The sequence below is a fragment of the Paenibacillus sp. FW104-T2 genome (assembly GCF_058789975.1).
The window spans coordinates 1-13,652 of the sequence record NZ_JBYTCE010000024.1; the positions used below are offsets into that span (position 1 = coordinate 1).

The window sequence follows — 13,652 nt, forward strand, 5'->3', positions numbered from 1 at the left end:
ATTACTCACTCGTTGTTCAGTTTTCAAAGATCAAACTTCGTTTCCGACTCTTTCAAGGCCGGAATTAGAATGTATCATATTCCATTATGACTTGTAAAGTCTTTTCTCGAAATTTTTTTCGAGGTTTCCCATGCCTCTTGCGGCCGGAAAAATAATATATCATGTTGAAGAATTGTTTGTAAAGTGTTTTTTTCAATTTTCTTGAATTTCTAAATCTGGAGATCAAATTATATATTTGAAAGGTCTGCTTTGAATAACTGCCCAATGGCTTAATGCAAAAACAAACAATCGACTAGTCAGCCGGCTGTCGACTTATTTTATCAGGGCTCACAACAACTACAAATAAAGAAAGCATGATCCCACCCCACTACGTTTGTTACTCAAACTTATGGATAATACATCTGATCCTTCTACGAGTTAAGTCACTCGTTCACCACTGATGACATGCCAATGCATATGCTTGGAATCCTGGTAACTACCGAGGTTCGTAACAATTTTGGAAGCGCCCGTACGCTCCACCATATCGACAGCGATCTTTTTAATAACCTGCATGATTTCAAGGATCAGTTCTTCGTTATTCGTTTCTTCTTCTGAAATGAAGGATTGAATGTGCATCTTGGAAATCACCACGATATGATGTTCATAAGAAGGCCGGGTATGGTGAAAGGCTAGCACGTTATCCGTCTCCATGACAATTTCCACTTCCGTCCTACTACTCAGAACTTCCTCACAATAAAAGTCTTGTGTCAAATGGAATGATCCCTTCTTTAGTTGGATTTGATATACCCTGCCTTTTTTAGTACATACTCTGTAAAGGGATTAATCTCCGGGACCGGTTGGGCCAGATCGAAGTATCGAAGTTCCAACCCTTCATCGTCCATAACCACTGGATTACCCTTGATTCCTGTAGCTTCATAAACAGCCGTCACATTGTATACTTCGTCTCCATGGGGATACTTATAATACATATCCTGACCCGAGAAAACGGTAATGAGCTTGTACGTCTCTGCCCTTAAACCCGCTTCCTCATACAATTCCCGTGCTGCCGCCTCTTCCAGCGACTCACCAGGTTCAAGCGAACCACCGAGCGTCCCCCAGTCGAGACTGTCTGTACGTCTTTGCAGCAACAGATGGCCCTCTTCGTTGAACACCAATACACAAGAACCTGCCATAATCAGCGGCCGCGAGCCAACCAGTTTTCGAAGTTCCATAATGTAGCCCATGAGTGCTCCCTCTTCTCCCTCAATGAATATGCCCAGTCCATCCGTGTTGCTATGATTTGGTCAGGATTCCCTGATCTATGGAATTTTGAATTAACTGCTGCACGTACGTCCACAATGTATCCGAAGCGTCTGACATTTCACGATTTCTATTGATGACTTGATCACTTGTAACGTTGTATTTTAGCCACGTATCTCCTTCATTCTGATAATTGTGAATCAGAGGCTGTAACCGATCCAGAGCCGAGGCAAATTGTGCCTCATTCGTTTCCTTTGCCTCAAACTCTAGCCATAGATTATGCATTTCTTCAGCCTGTTCCTTGGGCAGCATGCCAAACAACCGATGAGCTGCCTTGATCTCACGATCGAATTTATCCGTGTACCCAGTTGTATCGTAAGCAAAGGTGTCTCCGGCATCGATTTCAACCAGATCATGAATAAGAAGCATCTTAATGACTTTCAGGATGTCCACCTCCTTATTCGCGTGACTCTGTAAAACCAACGCCATCATGGCAAGATGCCATGAATGCTCCGCATCATTTTCATGTCTATCGCCATGGATAATTCTTGTTCTCCGTTCAATTGTTTTCAGTTTATCAATCTCAATTAGAAATTTAATTTGATCCTGTAAAGATTCACTCATGCTATATCCTCCTTTAAATGCGAAAGCAACTCTATTTTATAAGATCATACCAGTAAACTTTATAATTAAAATCCAGGGATAAGCCCATGCTCTTTGCTAAGCGGATTGAGCCTGTATTGCTTGGAGAACAATCCCAATATGGATGGACGCCTCTGGCTTTGCATTCCTCTGCGTACGCCAGCACTACCAAAGCTCCATAATTTCTTCTCCTGTAGACTTCGATCGTTTCAATATCAATTGCATGCATCCCATCGGCTACAAATGCAGAAAGGCAAACACTCGCTATGTCATCGTTATGCACTGCTATGTAGCCAAAGCCATATTTCAAAAAGTCTTCTGCTGTAGTCCAAAAGTGAGATATTTTATCTTTCAATAAAGATAATTGATTAAGCAACTTCTCTTTAAGCAATGCTTCCTCTATGCTGAGTACCTTAACATTTTCATACTGAGAAGTATAAAGACTAGAACATGCAGTTTGACTTATCGTATTCATCCATCCTTTGACTGAACTTGGTAAGAATACATGCTGAATATCACCAGCGACATCCCTGCTCCCAGACATGTGCTGAATAACTCCCTCCCAATCTCCATCTGTCACACCAATTTCAACGGAATGCATATGTAAATTCAACAGCTCAGGTTCAATATGTTTCCTCATAAATTCACGCAGTTCGTTACGAAAAGGTACACTCTTGGCATCACCAATCAGCTGAAATCCGCTCTGTCCTTGTATCCAAATGAGAGCTGCCGTAATATTTGTGGGATCATCTACGTAGATTTGGCCTGGATTCAATCCTGACATCACAGCTCGAACCTCAATATTGCGACATGAGTCTGTCAGATGCTTCATCTTATCAAAATCAAGTTGATTAAGTTCACTAATCATTCGCCCAATCCCTCCCGAACTACACTCAAGAAATAGTCGCGATACTCCGGATGACAGGCAATCAGATAAGGCTCTGAACTCATACCTACGAATAAATTCCCATCAAAATCCATAACCATGGCACCTGCTTCTTTTACCATCAGGATTCCTGAGTACAGATCGTTCCCCTCTGAATTGTAGAGCACAATACCATCGATATCTCCCCTGGCCAGCATACACCACTGCAGGGTCGGAGCCCATAGTCTCATCACTCTCTTAAAACGTATATCCAGATGTTGTCGCAGCCGGACAGCATTCTCCTCATGCTGTACCTGATGGCCCTGTATCCAGCCTATCGTTCCCTTTAGAAGATTCTCTTTCTTCTTAACTGTCAGCGGATTCAAGTTACAACTTGCCCCATTCCCCCGTGACGCCACAAATAAACGGTCTACCATCGGTTCATAAATAATCCCAAGAACAGGTTCTGAACGGTACATCAATGTAATGGAAACGGAAAATACGGGAAATCCAATGGCGAAATTATTAGTCCCATCTAACGGATCGATCATCCATAACCATTCGCTCTTCTGTCCGTTATGTCCCCGTTCTTCACTATGAATCTCATGCTCGGGAAAAGTATGGCTGATTGCATCACATATGATTCGCTCTGTTTCATGATCTACGTCAGTTACAACGTCGCCGAACTTGTCCTTTTCCACTGCACAGGTGATCTGGTCAAAATGAACTCTGGCGATCTGACCCGCTTCACGTATGACTCTCTCTGCGACTTCTTGTGCTAAACGAATGGTTTGTTCCATAAAAGTCCCTCCGCTCGGTTACTTGATCAGTCTTTCTGGATTTCGGACAAAGTCACTTGGAATGATCACAGGCAATGCAACCTTCTATGGAATGGATTAATCCCCCAATCTAGGTGAGAGGTAAGAGCATCGTTATCCACTTTCTTATGAGGTAAATGTTGATCCATTACAGCCCCTCCCGACACGTTCAAGTTGCATTTGTCTCCATTACATACTTATGAAGCAATTGTTGAATCTGTACGTCATGCTCTGCCAGCCAGCTTATATTCCTCTCAAACTGATCGATCATAAACGTAAAAGGAGATTCAATCGTTGCTCCCGCATAATGCTGACCGATATAGAAATGCAACACAGCAACAAAATAGATTTGAGTTAGCAGCCGTAAATAGCCAAATTCAATAGAAGAGTGCTTGCGAACATTTCCATATCCCCGAAGGAATGCCGCAATCAAATCCAGGGAACCGCTAGACTCCTGAATAATATGATTCAGGCTAATCGTAAGCTCCATGAAAGCAGCGTCCATCCCTATAAAATCAAAATCTAATACCCCTGTAATTTCACCCGATTCACCCAGTAGATTATAAATCAATACATCATGATGAACGAGCTGTCGCGGCAGCATTTCTAGATCAAGATGGGAATTGTCGATCTCAGTAATCATTGCTTGATAAAATGTACACCGCTCTGCTGTTAATTCAAAAGGCAGATCCGCAAAAAAGGACTTCACCGAATCACGATTAGAGAGTGGGTGAATGTTGTACATTTTATGAAATGATATGCCCGTATACGCAACCTTCTTCTTCGGAAACTCACTCATTCGAAACGAAAATTCCCCAACCAGCCTGCCGAACTTCTCGGCTTTGTCCATGTCAGACAACTGTGGAAGCTTCCCCTCCAAAAAAGTAGTCATTGCCGCAAGCGAACCATCTCTCATGACCACATAATCCTTACCATTACAAGTATGAAGGAAGATCGGAACTTCGAATGAAGCCTGTGCCTTATGTAGAAATGCTGTTACTTGAGATTCAAGGTCTAACCCTTCAATCGTTTTGATGTGGCGATTATAAATCCGTACAATAAACCTCTGTTTATTGATTTCAATAACTTTGGTTGTATTAGTCAAACCGAACGGAACGGCCTCCAAGGTATACTCCGCTTTTTTGAAGTAGTGCCTTATGATTTCGTCAAATTTGCAGTTCATAGATTCTTGTCTCTTCATCATCCAGCAAATATCCTTTGCCAATGTAGGTCCAATCATTTTTCTCATAATAACCTTGCAGATCCGTGCACAAATAGAGTTTGATAACTTGTTTCTGTACCCCACTGCTTCCAAAAGTATTGAACAGCTGCCTGAAGCATGTCTGGCTTTTGCCGGATATCCACAATCTCAAACATCTTTGCACCTTCTTTCTTTCCTTATGATCTTGAATATTTCTGTGGTAGAAGCTGTCCAATTGTTGTTTTGGTGTATCCTTCTTCTCCCTGCAAAATGACCTGCGTGCTCTGCCCATAATCACTGATCAATTCTCGGCAGATACCACATGGTGAAACCACGTCCAATTGTGGATCAGCATTTTCCGTGGGATCATCCGGATTGATTTCCGGATGCCGTACAGCAACAATGGTCGCAAATTCGTGCTCCCCTTCCGAAATGGCTTTGCCCAACGCAATGGCTTCCGCACACACCGAGACACGACCAATGTAGGCTTCCAGATGTACCGCGGTATATATCTTCCCGGATTGAGTTCGCACTGCGGCTCCAATGTGATGTTTGCCTTCGCAGTACAGATGCTTGATGATGTTCTTGGCTTCCTGAATTAATTCCAAATCTTCTGACGTGATTGTCATGATGTTTCTCCTTTTAAAAAAACTATTGATACTAGAAATGTCCAAATCAGTATTGCATTTCGTAGAATTATGGAATCATTTATTTCTTACAGCTGTTGATTTCTCTCAACATATAATCTGCATATTCCAACAGCAACGACTTACTGAGATTCAGGTTCTCCAGCTCTCCATTATATTTTGCAAGACATTGCGAGATAACGTTCTTGTACTTCGTAGGAAGCCCATCTAAAGCCCACTCTCCAGCTTCTCGCTTGGAATAAATCACTGAATCTCTCACATATAGCAAAACACGCGACAAGTTCAATACATAATAGACAGGGTTATCCACGATTTCTTCCGAAGCTGAAGCCACGTCTGACGTAATGGATGCAAGCATATACTCACGTTTCACAGGAAGGAAGAGCTCCTTAATAGGTGTGCCATGCAAGACAATTCCCCTGTCATAGATGACCGCCATGTGTGCGACGAGATCCGGATCATCATACCCTCCGCAGAGATAGTGCTCTTCCGTTCGATACTTTTCCCGGTGATAAGCGGAGTAATGGAATTCGAACGGAGTTGGATAAGCCAGGTTTGCGATTGTGGATTCCAGTACAATACTGAGCTCGAAGCCTTTAGTCATGTGCATCTCGTCTTCGATATGCATTAGCTTCTGTGCAATTCTTCGATATAGATCAGCAGATCGTTTTTCCTGGCTGACCACCAAGATATCGATATCGCTCTGGTTCGGATGGAAGCACCCCATGGCCATGGAACCGTGCAAATAGATTCCCACGAGCGAATCCGATAATTCTTCTTTTAAAATATGAGTAACATCTTGCAAAACAATTCGTTCATCCAAGGAAAAACATCCTTTCAGGTACGCTGTTAAATATCCAGTTCAATGTTCATCTCACGCACAAAAACAGCTGTCCCTTTAATTCTTACATCCATGCCCTGTCCTTGTCGGGTCACGCTCACTTCAACTTTTCCATCTCTTCCGATCTCATGTCCCTGCTCCACGACGAACTTGACCTGATCTGCTTCACGGTTCACATAGGTTAAATAGTAGGCACCCATCACTCCGGAGGCCGTTCCTGTTACAGGATCTTCCGTGGTACCTGAGTAAGGGGAAGAAAAATGTCTGGCATGCATCATTGCCTCGGAATCACGAGTTTCAAAGCTAAACGGATGCAAGGAAGCTTTGGGGTTTTCAAGCAAAATCTCAGGAAACTCAGCAGATTCCGGTTTCATTTTAGAAAAAGAGTCCAGTTTACGAATGGGGATCAACAACGTCCAGGTTCCTGTGCTCCCATACACGATAGGCATGGATAGATCCAGATCATCCGAGGTAAGATTTATACTGCTTGCCAGCTTACCAATATCACCTCTGAACGGTACAAACTGCGGTTGATCCTGCTTCATCTCCATGTTCATCGTGTCGCCATCCTGCTCAAACCGTATGGGCAATATGCCTACATTGGTCTCGATCGTGATTGACTCCTGGTCCCCGAGCAGTCCACGTGTCTTCAAACCATACAGCGATGCCACCGTCGCATGACCGCACAGATTAATTTCATGGCCCGGCGTAAAATAACGCAATCTCACATCGGCTGCTGTCCTGGAGTTAAGCACAAACACCGTTTCATTAAAACCAACCTGATGCGCAATCTGCTGCATGACCCTCTCACTTAGATCATCAGCATCAAAGACAACTCCTGCCGGATTACCTTTGCCCGGAACTGCTGAAAATGCATCATAATGGTATACCTTAACCTCACCCATATTTAAATCCCCCTTCTCCTAGGATCAATAAGACGTACATCCCCATATAGCTCAATGACTGTTCCATCGACTACGATCCCGTCGCCGTCTTGGCAGGCATAGACTTCCGCACCGGTTGTATCTGCATAACTTCTGAGCGAATCGAGACTGTCTTCCTCTCCATCCCAATGAGGTGCAAACTCGAAATCAACGAGTTCAAGCGCACGTTTGTCCTGAACACCCACATGATTCTCGTCTGCATCCTTGCCATATCCAGCTATTTCAATGGTTGGTGTGGTTAGAATACTGCCTGCGCTGACTCCGATCAGCATACCGCCTTCCTGCACATAGGAACGCAATAAGTCCAGTACGTTTCTTCTCTGTAATAAATGCAGAAAATAAAATGTATTTCCGCCGGATAAATGAATCGCATCAGCTTCAAAAATCTGCTCAAACGTGCTTGGGTCATATTCCTGATCCAGATCATAATATTGAATGTTCTCGATACCCAGTTGATTATAGTAACGTACGGTATGCTCAAAATATTTCCGCTCCGGGTCGGAACAAGAAGGGATATAACCAATTGAAGGCTTGTCGCGACCAAACAATTCCAATATCCTTTGATTCAATTCTTCATTGGCTTGAAAGGGTAGATCACTTAATAAAACCAACTTGACCATGCTCTTCCTCCTTTGCATATAAAGTCGAGATCCCGTTCTGCAACTGATGTTAGGCAAACCCTACTGCCTATCAATTCCACGTCAATTTATCCTCCTCATGACTACGGTTAAAATACCAACACAACTATTGCAACTGCCCGTTAATGTACCTTCTATGGTAGACAGAAACATCCTGGGCCCACAGCAGCAATTCGTTCCTGCTTATAAAGAATTCATCCTGAACCTTAATAAAGGGGAACATTGCTCCGTTATAAGGAGCCCGATGCCGCAAAACTTCTTTGTTCAGCATGAATAATGCTCATCACCTGTTCTTCAGTCATACTTAGATACTCCGCTGTTTCCTGAATCGTCATAAACACCTTATCCTTAGCAACTTCCTCCTGTGCTACTTGAGTTGGCTGGTTTACGCTCTCTTGATTCGATAGGAAGAAGCAGCCAATCATAAATGAAATGCCTAAGATGACACTAGCAAGCAAAATCGAGACTGGAATGGATTTCATTGCTTTGCAGTCTCCCACTCTGTATTAAGTAACCCTCTACTAATATTCCATTTGGCAAGCATCGCCCTTTGTCTATTTTCCAGGTCAAGATATGGGGCTGCAACACAGGAAAGGGTGTCAAACATATGGATGAAATGGGGACCCTCCTTGAAACGCCGAAGACCGCCATACTCTACATCGTCCGCTGCCCATACAATTCTTTTGATTCCCGACATTAATATGGTGCAGGAACACATAGGACAAGGTTCACAAGTCGTGTACAGTGTCAGGTTGTTTTTCGTGAACCTCTTCCGGTCTAAATCCAGCAAATGCTTCCCCGCTCGGCGAATGGCGTCCACCTCAGCATGTGCGGTAGGATCACATTCCGAGAAAACTCGGTTCCTCCCTTTACTCACAACATCCCCATCCTCATCTACAATTACTGCACCGATCGGATAAGTCCCTTCAATAAACGCCTGATCTGCCTCTTCCAGCGCCAAAACTAAATACTCATAATCGGATAGCCTCATTTGGGATTCCTCCTTAAATTGATTGTCTTATGAATTTGTTTACCTTTAAAAGTTCGTAATGGTGTACTTTCCCGCCTCACCAAGAAAATCTCTTCTTGATAATCCTTTTTCTCCAAGCAAAATCCTGTAGTTGGTTATCGTACCATCATGTGAAATGATATAAATGTTGCCATCCTGTTCCCTGCACCATTGGAGAAGCCCCCTAGCAAGTACTTCAAATTGATGTTCATCCATCCGGTTAATACCTTCCTCCCAACACTCCAATCCACAATCCATTACGCTTAGCCCTGGGAACTGAGTCTCAAGCTCCTCCTTGGAATAGATCTGATCACAGATGAAGGGAGTGAACTCCGGATTCTGAGGATACATTCTTGGGCCAACAAGCGGACATATCGTAAGATGTTCTTCTGCGGTTAGAAGAAGTGCTGTTTCAATAGTACGCCTCATTGGACTCACCAAGATAACGTCAAGAGGATCAAGCTTCATCTGTTTACGCAGCGTTGTCACCTGACTCTTTCCCAGTTCGGTGAGACCAGGGTGAAGCTCATTTAACCGGTTCGGGTAATCTATCAGATGTTCACCATGACCATGACGAATAAATGTAATGTCCATATATCCCTCTATTTCTGAATGAAATGTTGGATGCTCTTCGCATCATGCAGATTATGCAGTTCCTTTTTCAAAAATACCGGGTAGACCTTCAGGTGCTCAAGCTCATCCAAGGGAAACCAACGGAACGTTAACTTTCCGTTATCCTCCAGCCCTTTGAATTCAATTTCACTATACAGCTTATGAGCTTCCGGTAAAGCGATGACATAATAGAATCCAATCTCGTGAAACTTCTGGCCGTCGTAATCGAAAAAATCTTCATTAACAAATGCAAGCCTCTGCACTTCAACATGGATGCCCAGTTCCTCCATCATTTCTCGCACGATAGCCGCTTCAGTCGCCTCACTCATTTCGACCCGTCCCCCGGGCAGATTCCAGAAATCGTCCTGCTCCGCCTTATGCAGCAGAACTCGTCCTGCATCCATCACAATGCCTGCCACGCGGAAGTTGAACTTACTGTTATTTCGCTCATATGAGATGTTATTGTTGTTGGGAATGGTCATTTTACAAGCAAACCTCCGTTATGTATTGATATATCCCTATTCACTCTACTCATAGATCTTGCCATATACAGAGCTTCATTCTCAACTTCGTTGACAAGCTCGAATAAGGTCTTTTTCATTTCCTGCGTCATTCTCCTTCCACACCTTTAAACGCCTCATTCAAAATGTTCTCCAGTTTGTTCTGACATGCAGACAGGTTATATTCCGAATTATCCAGCCAATATTTGTCCATCTTCAGTATCTGATAAATCTCGGTTTCGAGCTCCTTTCTTGCCTGAAGCACCTTCACGGTGCCTGGAACCCCATGATATCCTCTTGAAGCTCCCCACCCCTGGTTCGTGTAATACCGAATAAAACCGTCAGACCATTCCTTGGGTCTTTCCTTAACCGCTTTATCAAAGGTATACGCAATATCCTTCTGATCAATATAGATTAATAGCGGGTTCAGTGCTTGAACCTTGCGTTCCAGCTCCAGCACATAGTTGACATTATCTTCTCGGGATTGATTGCATTTCACAAGCCCCATTGTTAATGGGTTCTGGATAAAACAACATTCAAAGATAATGACGGTATCATCATTAGCCGCTAACACGCTTTCGGTGAAGCTTCGCCATTTTGAAGTGATCAGATCTTTATTTTGTTCAAAAGATAATTCATAAATATCCCGGCTGAAAATCTCCTGCACCGTATGGTCAGGAAACGCCTCTCCCAGTTCCTCTTTTATTTTGCGATAAGGAATCAGATAACCATTACGATAAACTATGGCTCTGCTCTCCAATATATCTCTGCATGAATGATGAGCATCCAATAAATCTCCAAATTCATCTTCAGAGAAAAAGGCTACACCTTCATAATCAGCTGGATGATTCAGATCCCCCTCCTGAAAAAGTTGTATCTGCAATCCTCGCTGAATGAGGATGTCGGATATCATTTTGGCAATCGTGGACTTTCCTGAACCGGGTAACCCTTCAACAACAATTAATTGTCTCGCCATAAATACAACACCTGAATTTCGTTTTAAATTTAAGAGACTTTCGGTATCGTGACCTATCTTCAATCAATATCTGCAATAATCCACTTTGCCGAATCCCCCTCTTCTTTCTTTTTCCAAAAAACCATCGTGCTGTTGTATTCTTTGTCGTTCTCTTTTAGCTCAGTAACCCTCACAACTGCCTGATAGAGCTTCTTTTGTTCTTGAATAGTAATGTCGCTCATGGAGATGACCTTACGAACTTTGGTTCTTCCCATACCCGATACTGGCGCTTGCGGATCAATGAGGCTCATATACCCCTTTTCATCCTCTTCCCATATATAATGCAGGCGGGCGTTCATAAGTTTAACGATCTCCAGTTCATCACCTGTATAATTCGCTTCATCAATGTAAACTGGCGGGATGTCATGGAGCTCTGTTGTTGCCGTTACTTCTCCATTTTGTCCAGCTTCTACTGTGAGAACTTCCGGCGAAGGTTCTGCTGGGTTCTGTGCGTCTTCCATACCAGTTTTAATCTGACACGCGACCAAGAACAGAAATAATCCAAGCATAACGGTTAGCTTTCTCATATCCAGCCCTCTCATTATCCTTTTGGCTATTCTCCTAAACTTCCCAAAATCACGATCTGCGTTGGACGCTGAATCCCAACATTGTTCAGACGCTCCATGATGTAAAGGCCGCGTTCGGCGAACGCTTCATAATCTTCAAACGCCCTAGCCCGTTCCATATGCTGTTTGCAGGCCTCCGAGACCAACCGAATGTCCCGTTCTTCCATGACATCTTCTTTTGGCTCATTGAATTCATAGATTGAGCGGATGATAATACCACTGGCAGAGATGATATCCATAACTTCTTGGCGTGTATAGGTGTGACGATGATATTTTCCCAACCGCTGATCTACATCTGCACCAAAATGATGGTACAGGATGTGCGATAGCTGAGCTTCATTGGGATCATCACTGACCAGCTCATTTATGAGAAATAATCCGTTCCTTTTCACTACACGTTTCATTTCTTCAATGACATTTACGCCCGGGGGCAGATGATGCAATGCATTTGAGATGCAGACGGTATCAAACGTTTGATCCGCAAAATCCATCTTTGCTGCGTTCATCTGCATAAACTGGATCTTTTCATGCCACGCATATGCGGCTTCTGCCTGCCGTAAAGAATCCGTATCGTTATCAATGCACGTGATCCGTTCGATACCACTGAAAATTTCAAGTAGGGTAGGAATGTATTTTCCTGAGCCTGTACCAACCTCCAACATCTGACCTGCCTGATACGCTGCCAACTGCTTTTTCAACTCATCCATGGATTACACCGTCCCCGTTATGACCTTCCCCCAGCTTTCAGAACTCTACAAGATTTTCAGAACTTCTGTCAGATCCCTGCACATAAATTCCGGATGAATATGCCGGGGCTTGGTTTTGCCTTTGCGGTTTAACCAGACAGCCTGGATGCCAGCGTTTTGTGCTCCCTGTACGTCACTTGTCAACGAATCGCCGATATGTATGACATCTTGCCGGGACAGATCATATCTGGCTAATGCTTCATTAAACATCTCGGGTCTTGGTTTGTAAGAACGGACATCTTAACTGGTAATCACACCTGCCGCCTCAATACCATGCTTCTCCATTGCAGCTTTTACATCATCTGTATCGATATTCGAGAGGATATACACAGGGATGTCTACCGATTGCAAAAAGGGAATGGAGTCCTCAAATATCCCCGGATCACGCCAGTGAGCCAATTGCTCCTGATTAAGCAGCTCCGCAATACCATCTGCTTGAAAATGTAGGAGTGTTGCTGTCAGGGAATGTACATTGAGTACTCGTTGGGTCGTAAACTGACTGCCGTGGCTTGCATAGAACATTTCGGAAAATGCCTTCCACCAATAATCACCTATTTCGGCTGTTGTACATTCAACACGCGCTGCAGCTTGTATTTGTTCGTAGATCACTGGAAGTATATCGTCGTCTTCATGAACAACCGTTCCATAGAAATCAAGAAAAATGCCCTTCATCCTGTTCCCTCCCATGTGTCAAAGATTCCAAAACCGTCCGATTCAAACTTCCTATGTATGTTACAATTTCTCTTTGATACATCATAAACCATAATGTGGAATTAGCGAACGCTTCAAGTATGCTATCTTTCATTCTTTCTTGAATAAAAAACACGCCGCTCTGCATGGCTTGTCTCATGTAAAGGGCGTGGTATGGTGATAAAACTTGCTATCTACTATCATCACCGGAAAAGCATCCGGTAGTGCCTCGCGTGTAACCGAAACAAATCCATTTTTCTCGTAAAATCGATGTGCTGCCACAAACTGCTGTGTCGTTCCAAGGTAAATATCATGCACAGCCTTCTCCTTGGCCCACTGAAATGCCTGATACAGCAGACGACTCGAAACTTGAAGCCCCTTGCCTCTGTAATTTTTGGCTACAAACATCTTCCTGAGCGCAGCTTGCTCCTCTCCAATATCCAGCAGAGCAATCGTACCCACGACTTCTTCATTCGCAACCGCGACCCAGAAGTTCCCGATTCCTTTTTGGTAGAAGGTTTCAATTTCAAGCAAATCCGGCTGATCTTCTCTGGTAATGGAGATCTGGTATTCCTGCTGCTGTATCTGCAAAATCAAATGGATCACCTGGGATTGATACTCGGCAGTGTACTCTTGTATATCGATAGTAGGGTTATTCATGATGTAATCTCCTTAGGCG

General features: G+C 43.6%; 20 protein-coding genes and 1 pseudogene. All 21 read right to left on the reverse strand.

The annotated features are described in order from the left end of the window. Nucleotides 1-417: 417 nt before the first annotated feature. The 21 genes and pseudogenes from AC3WQ3_RS24180 to AC3WQ3_RS24280 all read right to left on the reverse strand — a co-directional run bounded on the left by AC3WQ3_RS24180 (nt 418) and on the right by AC3WQ3_RS24280 (nt 13,633). Nucleotides 418-702 carry an HIT domain-containing protein gene (locus AC3WQ3_RS24180; RefSeq protein WP_492473874.1) on the reverse strand — a complete coding sequence of 95 codons (285 nt, stop codon included), beginning with the start codon at nt 700-702 and terminating at the stop codon, nt 418-420. Nucleotides 703-767: 65 nt separating this feature from the next. Next, nucleotides 768-1,223: an NUDIX hydrolase gene (locus tag AC3WQ3_RS24185; protein WP_095360367.1), complete on the reverse strand. Its 456-nt coding sequence runs from the start codon at nt 1,221-1,223 to the stop codon at nt 768-770. 49 nt (nt 1,224-1,272) lie between these two features. Then, nucleotides 1,273-1,863 (reverse strand): HD domain-containing protein, encoded by a 591-nt coding sequence (locus AC3WQ3_RS24190; RefSeq protein WP_492473875.1) that lies wholly within the window; start codon nt 1,861-1,863, stop codon nt 1,273-1,275. 31 nt (nt 1,864-1,894) lie between these two features. Then, nucleotides 1,895-2,749, reverse strand: a complete 855-nt coding sequence (locus AC3WQ3_RS24195; protein ID WP_492473876.1) for a GNAT family N-acetyltransferase — start codon at nt 2,747-2,749, stop codon at nt 1,895-1,897. Further along, the gene (locus AC3WQ3_RS24200; RefSeq protein WP_492473877.1) at nt 2,746-3,546 is read right to left on the reverse strand and encodes an inositol monophosphatase family protein; all 801 of its coding nucleotides are present in this window, start codon (nt 3,544-3,546) and stop codon (nt 2,746-2,748) included. The genes AC3WQ3_RS24195 and AC3WQ3_RS24200 overlap by 4 nt, the downstream gene beginning before the upstream one ends. 187 nt (nt 3,547-3,733) lie before the next feature. Next, the gene (locus AC3WQ3_RS24205; RefSeq protein WP_492473878.1) at nt 3,734-4,747 is read right to left on the reverse strand and encodes a phosphotransferase; all 1,014 of its coding nucleotides are present in this window, start codon (nt 4,745-4,747) and stop codon (nt 3,734-3,736) included. Then, nucleotides 4,731-4,937 (reverse strand): hypothetical protein, encoded by a 207-nt coding sequence (locus AC3WQ3_RS24210; protein ID WP_492473879.1) that lies wholly within the window; start codon nt 4,935-4,937, stop codon nt 4,731-4,733. Before AC3WQ3_RS24210 ends, AC3WQ3_RS24205 begins: the two co-directional genes overlap by 17 nt. A gap of 25 nt (nt 4,938-4,962) precedes the next feature. Continuing rightward, the gene (locus tag AC3WQ3_RS24215; protein ID WP_492473880.1) at nt 4,963-5,394 is read right to left on the reverse strand and encodes a cytidine deaminase; all 432 of its coding nucleotides are present in this window, start codon (nt 5,392-5,394) and stop codon (nt 4,963-4,965) included. 79 nt (nt 5,395-5,473) lie between these two features. Further along, on the reverse strand, nt 5,474-6,235 hold the full coding sequence (locus tag AC3WQ3_RS24220; protein WP_492473881.1) for an aminoglycoside adenylyltransferase domain-containing protein: 762 nt from the start codon (nt 6,233-6,235) through the stop codon (nt 5,474-5,476). A gap of 26 nt (nt 6,236-6,261) precedes the next feature. After that, complete coding sequence (locus AC3WQ3_RS24225) at nt 6,262-7,158, reverse strand: PhzF family phenazine biosynthesis protein (protein ID WP_492473882.1); 897 nt, start codon at nt 7,156-7,158, stop codon at nt 6,262-6,264. A gap of 2 nt (nt 7,159-7,160) precedes the next feature. Further along, entirely contained in the window at nt 7,161-7,817 is a 657-nt protein-coding gene (locus tag AC3WQ3_RS24230) for a Type 1 glutamine amidotransferase-like domain-containing protein (protein WP_336780856.1), read from the reverse strand. Nucleotides 7,818-8,065: 248 nt separating this feature from the next. Then, on the reverse strand, nt 8,066-8,317 hold the full coding sequence (locus tag AC3WQ3_RS24235; protein ID WP_492473883.1) for a hypothetical protein: 252 nt from the start codon (nt 8,315-8,317) through the stop codon (nt 8,066-8,068). Continuing rightward, a complete protein-coding gene (locus AC3WQ3_RS24240; protein ID WP_492473884.1) occupies nt 8,314-8,826 on the reverse strand; it encodes a nucleoside deaminase in 513 nt (170 codons plus the stop codon). The genes AC3WQ3_RS24235 and AC3WQ3_RS24240 overlap by 4 nt, the downstream gene beginning before the upstream one ends. A gap of 45 nt (nt 8,827-8,871) precedes the next feature. Then, complete coding sequence (locus AC3WQ3_RS24245) at nt 8,872-9,438, reverse strand: histidine phosphatase family protein (protein WP_492473885.1); 567 nt, start codon at nt 9,436-9,438, stop codon at nt 8,872-8,874. Nucleotides 9,439-9,446: 8 nt separating this feature from the next. Beyond that, nucleotides 9,447-9,938: an NUDIX hydrolase gene (locus AC3WQ3_RS24250; protein ID WP_492473886.1), complete on the reverse strand. Its 492-nt coding sequence runs from the start codon at nt 9,936-9,938 to the stop codon at nt 9,447-9,449. Nucleotides 9,939-10,065: 127 nt separating this feature from the next. Next, a complete protein-coding gene (locus AC3WQ3_RS24255) occupies nt 10,066-10,932 on the reverse strand; it encodes an adenylyl-sulfate kinase (RefSeq protein WP_492473887.1) in 867 nt (288 codons plus the stop codon). Nucleotides 10,933-10,991: 59 nt separating this feature from the next. After that, on the reverse strand, nt 10,992-11,480 hold the full coding sequence (locus AC3WQ3_RS24260) for a hypothetical protein (RefSeq protein WP_492473888.1): 489 nt from the start codon (nt 11,478-11,480) through the stop codon (nt 10,992-10,994). A gap of 44 nt (nt 11,481-11,524) precedes the next feature. Next, nucleotides 11,525-12,244: a class I SAM-dependent methyltransferase gene (locus AC3WQ3_RS24265; protein ID WP_336780863.1), complete on the reverse strand. Its 720-nt coding sequence runs from the start codon at nt 12,242-12,244 to the stop codon at nt 11,525-11,527. Nucleotides 12,245-12,289: 45 nt separating this feature from the next. Next, nucleotides 12,290-12,511 (reverse strand): annotated as a pseudogene (locus AC3WQ3_RS24270) (HAD family hydrolase); the annotation flags it as partial. Between the two features lie 12 nt (nt 12,512-12,523). After that, on the reverse strand, nt 12,524-12,955 hold the full coding sequence (locus AC3WQ3_RS24275) for an HAD family hydrolase (protein WP_492473889.1): 432 nt from the start codon (nt 12,953-12,955) through the stop codon (nt 12,524-12,526). A 174-nt stretch (nt 12,956-13,129) separates the two neighbouring features. Then, on the reverse strand, nt 13,130-13,633 hold the full coding sequence (locus AC3WQ3_RS24280) for a GNAT family N-acetyltransferase (protein WP_492473890.1): 504 nt from the start codon (nt 13,631-13,633) through the stop codon (nt 13,130-13,132). Between the last annotated feature and the right edge of the window lie 19 nt (nt 13,634-13,652).

Coding starts and splice junctions, on each gene's coding strand:
- AC3WQ3_RS24185 (WP_095360367.1), bottom strand. CDS start 1,223: ATGGGCTACATTATGGAACTTCGAAAACTGGTTGGCTCGCGGCCGCTG.
- AC3WQ3_RS24190 (WP_492473875.1), bottom strand. CDS start 1,863: ATGAGTGAATCTTTACAGGATCAAATTAAATTTCTAATTGAGATTGAT.
- AC3WQ3_RS24195 (WP_492473876.1), bottom strand. CDS start 2,749: ATGATTAGTGAACTTAATCAACTTGATTTTGATAAGATGAAGCATCTG.
- AC3WQ3_RS24200 (WP_492473877.1), bottom strand. CDS start 3,546: ATGGAACAAACCATTCGTTTAGCACAAGAAGTCGCAGAGAGAGTCATA.
- AC3WQ3_RS24205 (WP_492473878.1), bottom strand. CDS start 4,747: ATGAACTGCAAATTTGACGAAATCATAAGGCACTACTTCAAAAAAGCG.
- AC3WQ3_RS24215 (WP_492473880.1), bottom strand. CDS start 5,394: ATGACAATCACGTCAGAAGATTTGGAATTAATTCAGGAAGCCAAGAAC.
- AC3WQ3_RS24225 (WP_492473882.1), bottom strand. CDS start 7,158: ATGGGTGAGGTTAAGGTATACCATTATGATGCATTTTCAGCAGTTCCG.
- AC3WQ3_RS24230 (WP_336780856.1), bottom strand. CDS start 7,817: ATGGTCAAGTTGGTTTTATTAAGTGATCTACCCTTTCAAGCCAATGAA.
- AC3WQ3_RS24235 (WP_492473883.1), bottom strand. CDS start 8,317: ATGAAATCCATTCCAGTCTCGATTTTGCTTGCTAGTGTCATCTTAGGC.
- AC3WQ3_RS24240 (WP_492473884.1), bottom strand. CDS start 8,826: ATGAGGCTATCCGATTATGAGTATTTAGTTTTGGCGCTGGAAGAGGCA.
- AC3WQ3_RS24245 (WP_492473885.1), bottom strand. CDS start 9,438: ATGGACATTACATTTATTCGTCATGGTCATGGTGAACATCTGATAGAT.
- AC3WQ3_RS24250 (WP_492473886.1), bottom strand. CDS start 9,938: ATGACCATTCCCAACAACAATAACATCTCATATGAGCGAAATAACAGT.
- AC3WQ3_RS24255 (WP_492473887.1), bottom strand. CDS start 10,932: ATGGCGAGACAATTAATTGTTGTTGAAGGGTTACCCGGTTCAGGAAAG.
- AC3WQ3_RS24260 (WP_492473888.1), bottom strand. CDS start 11,480: ATGCTTGGATTATTTCTGTTCTTGGTCGCGTGTCAGATTAAAACTGGT.
- AC3WQ3_RS24265 (WP_336780863.1), bottom strand. CDS start 12,244: ATGGATGAGTTGAAAAAGCAGTTGGCAGCGTATCAGGCAGGTCAGATG.
- AC3WQ3_RS24275 (WP_492473889.1), bottom strand. CDS start 12,955: ATGAAGGGCATTTTTCTTGATTTCTATGGAACGGTTGTTCATGAAGAC.
- AC3WQ3_RS24280 (WP_492473890.1), bottom strand. CDS start 13,633: ATGAATAACCCTACTATCGATATACAAGAGTACACTGCCGAGTATCAA.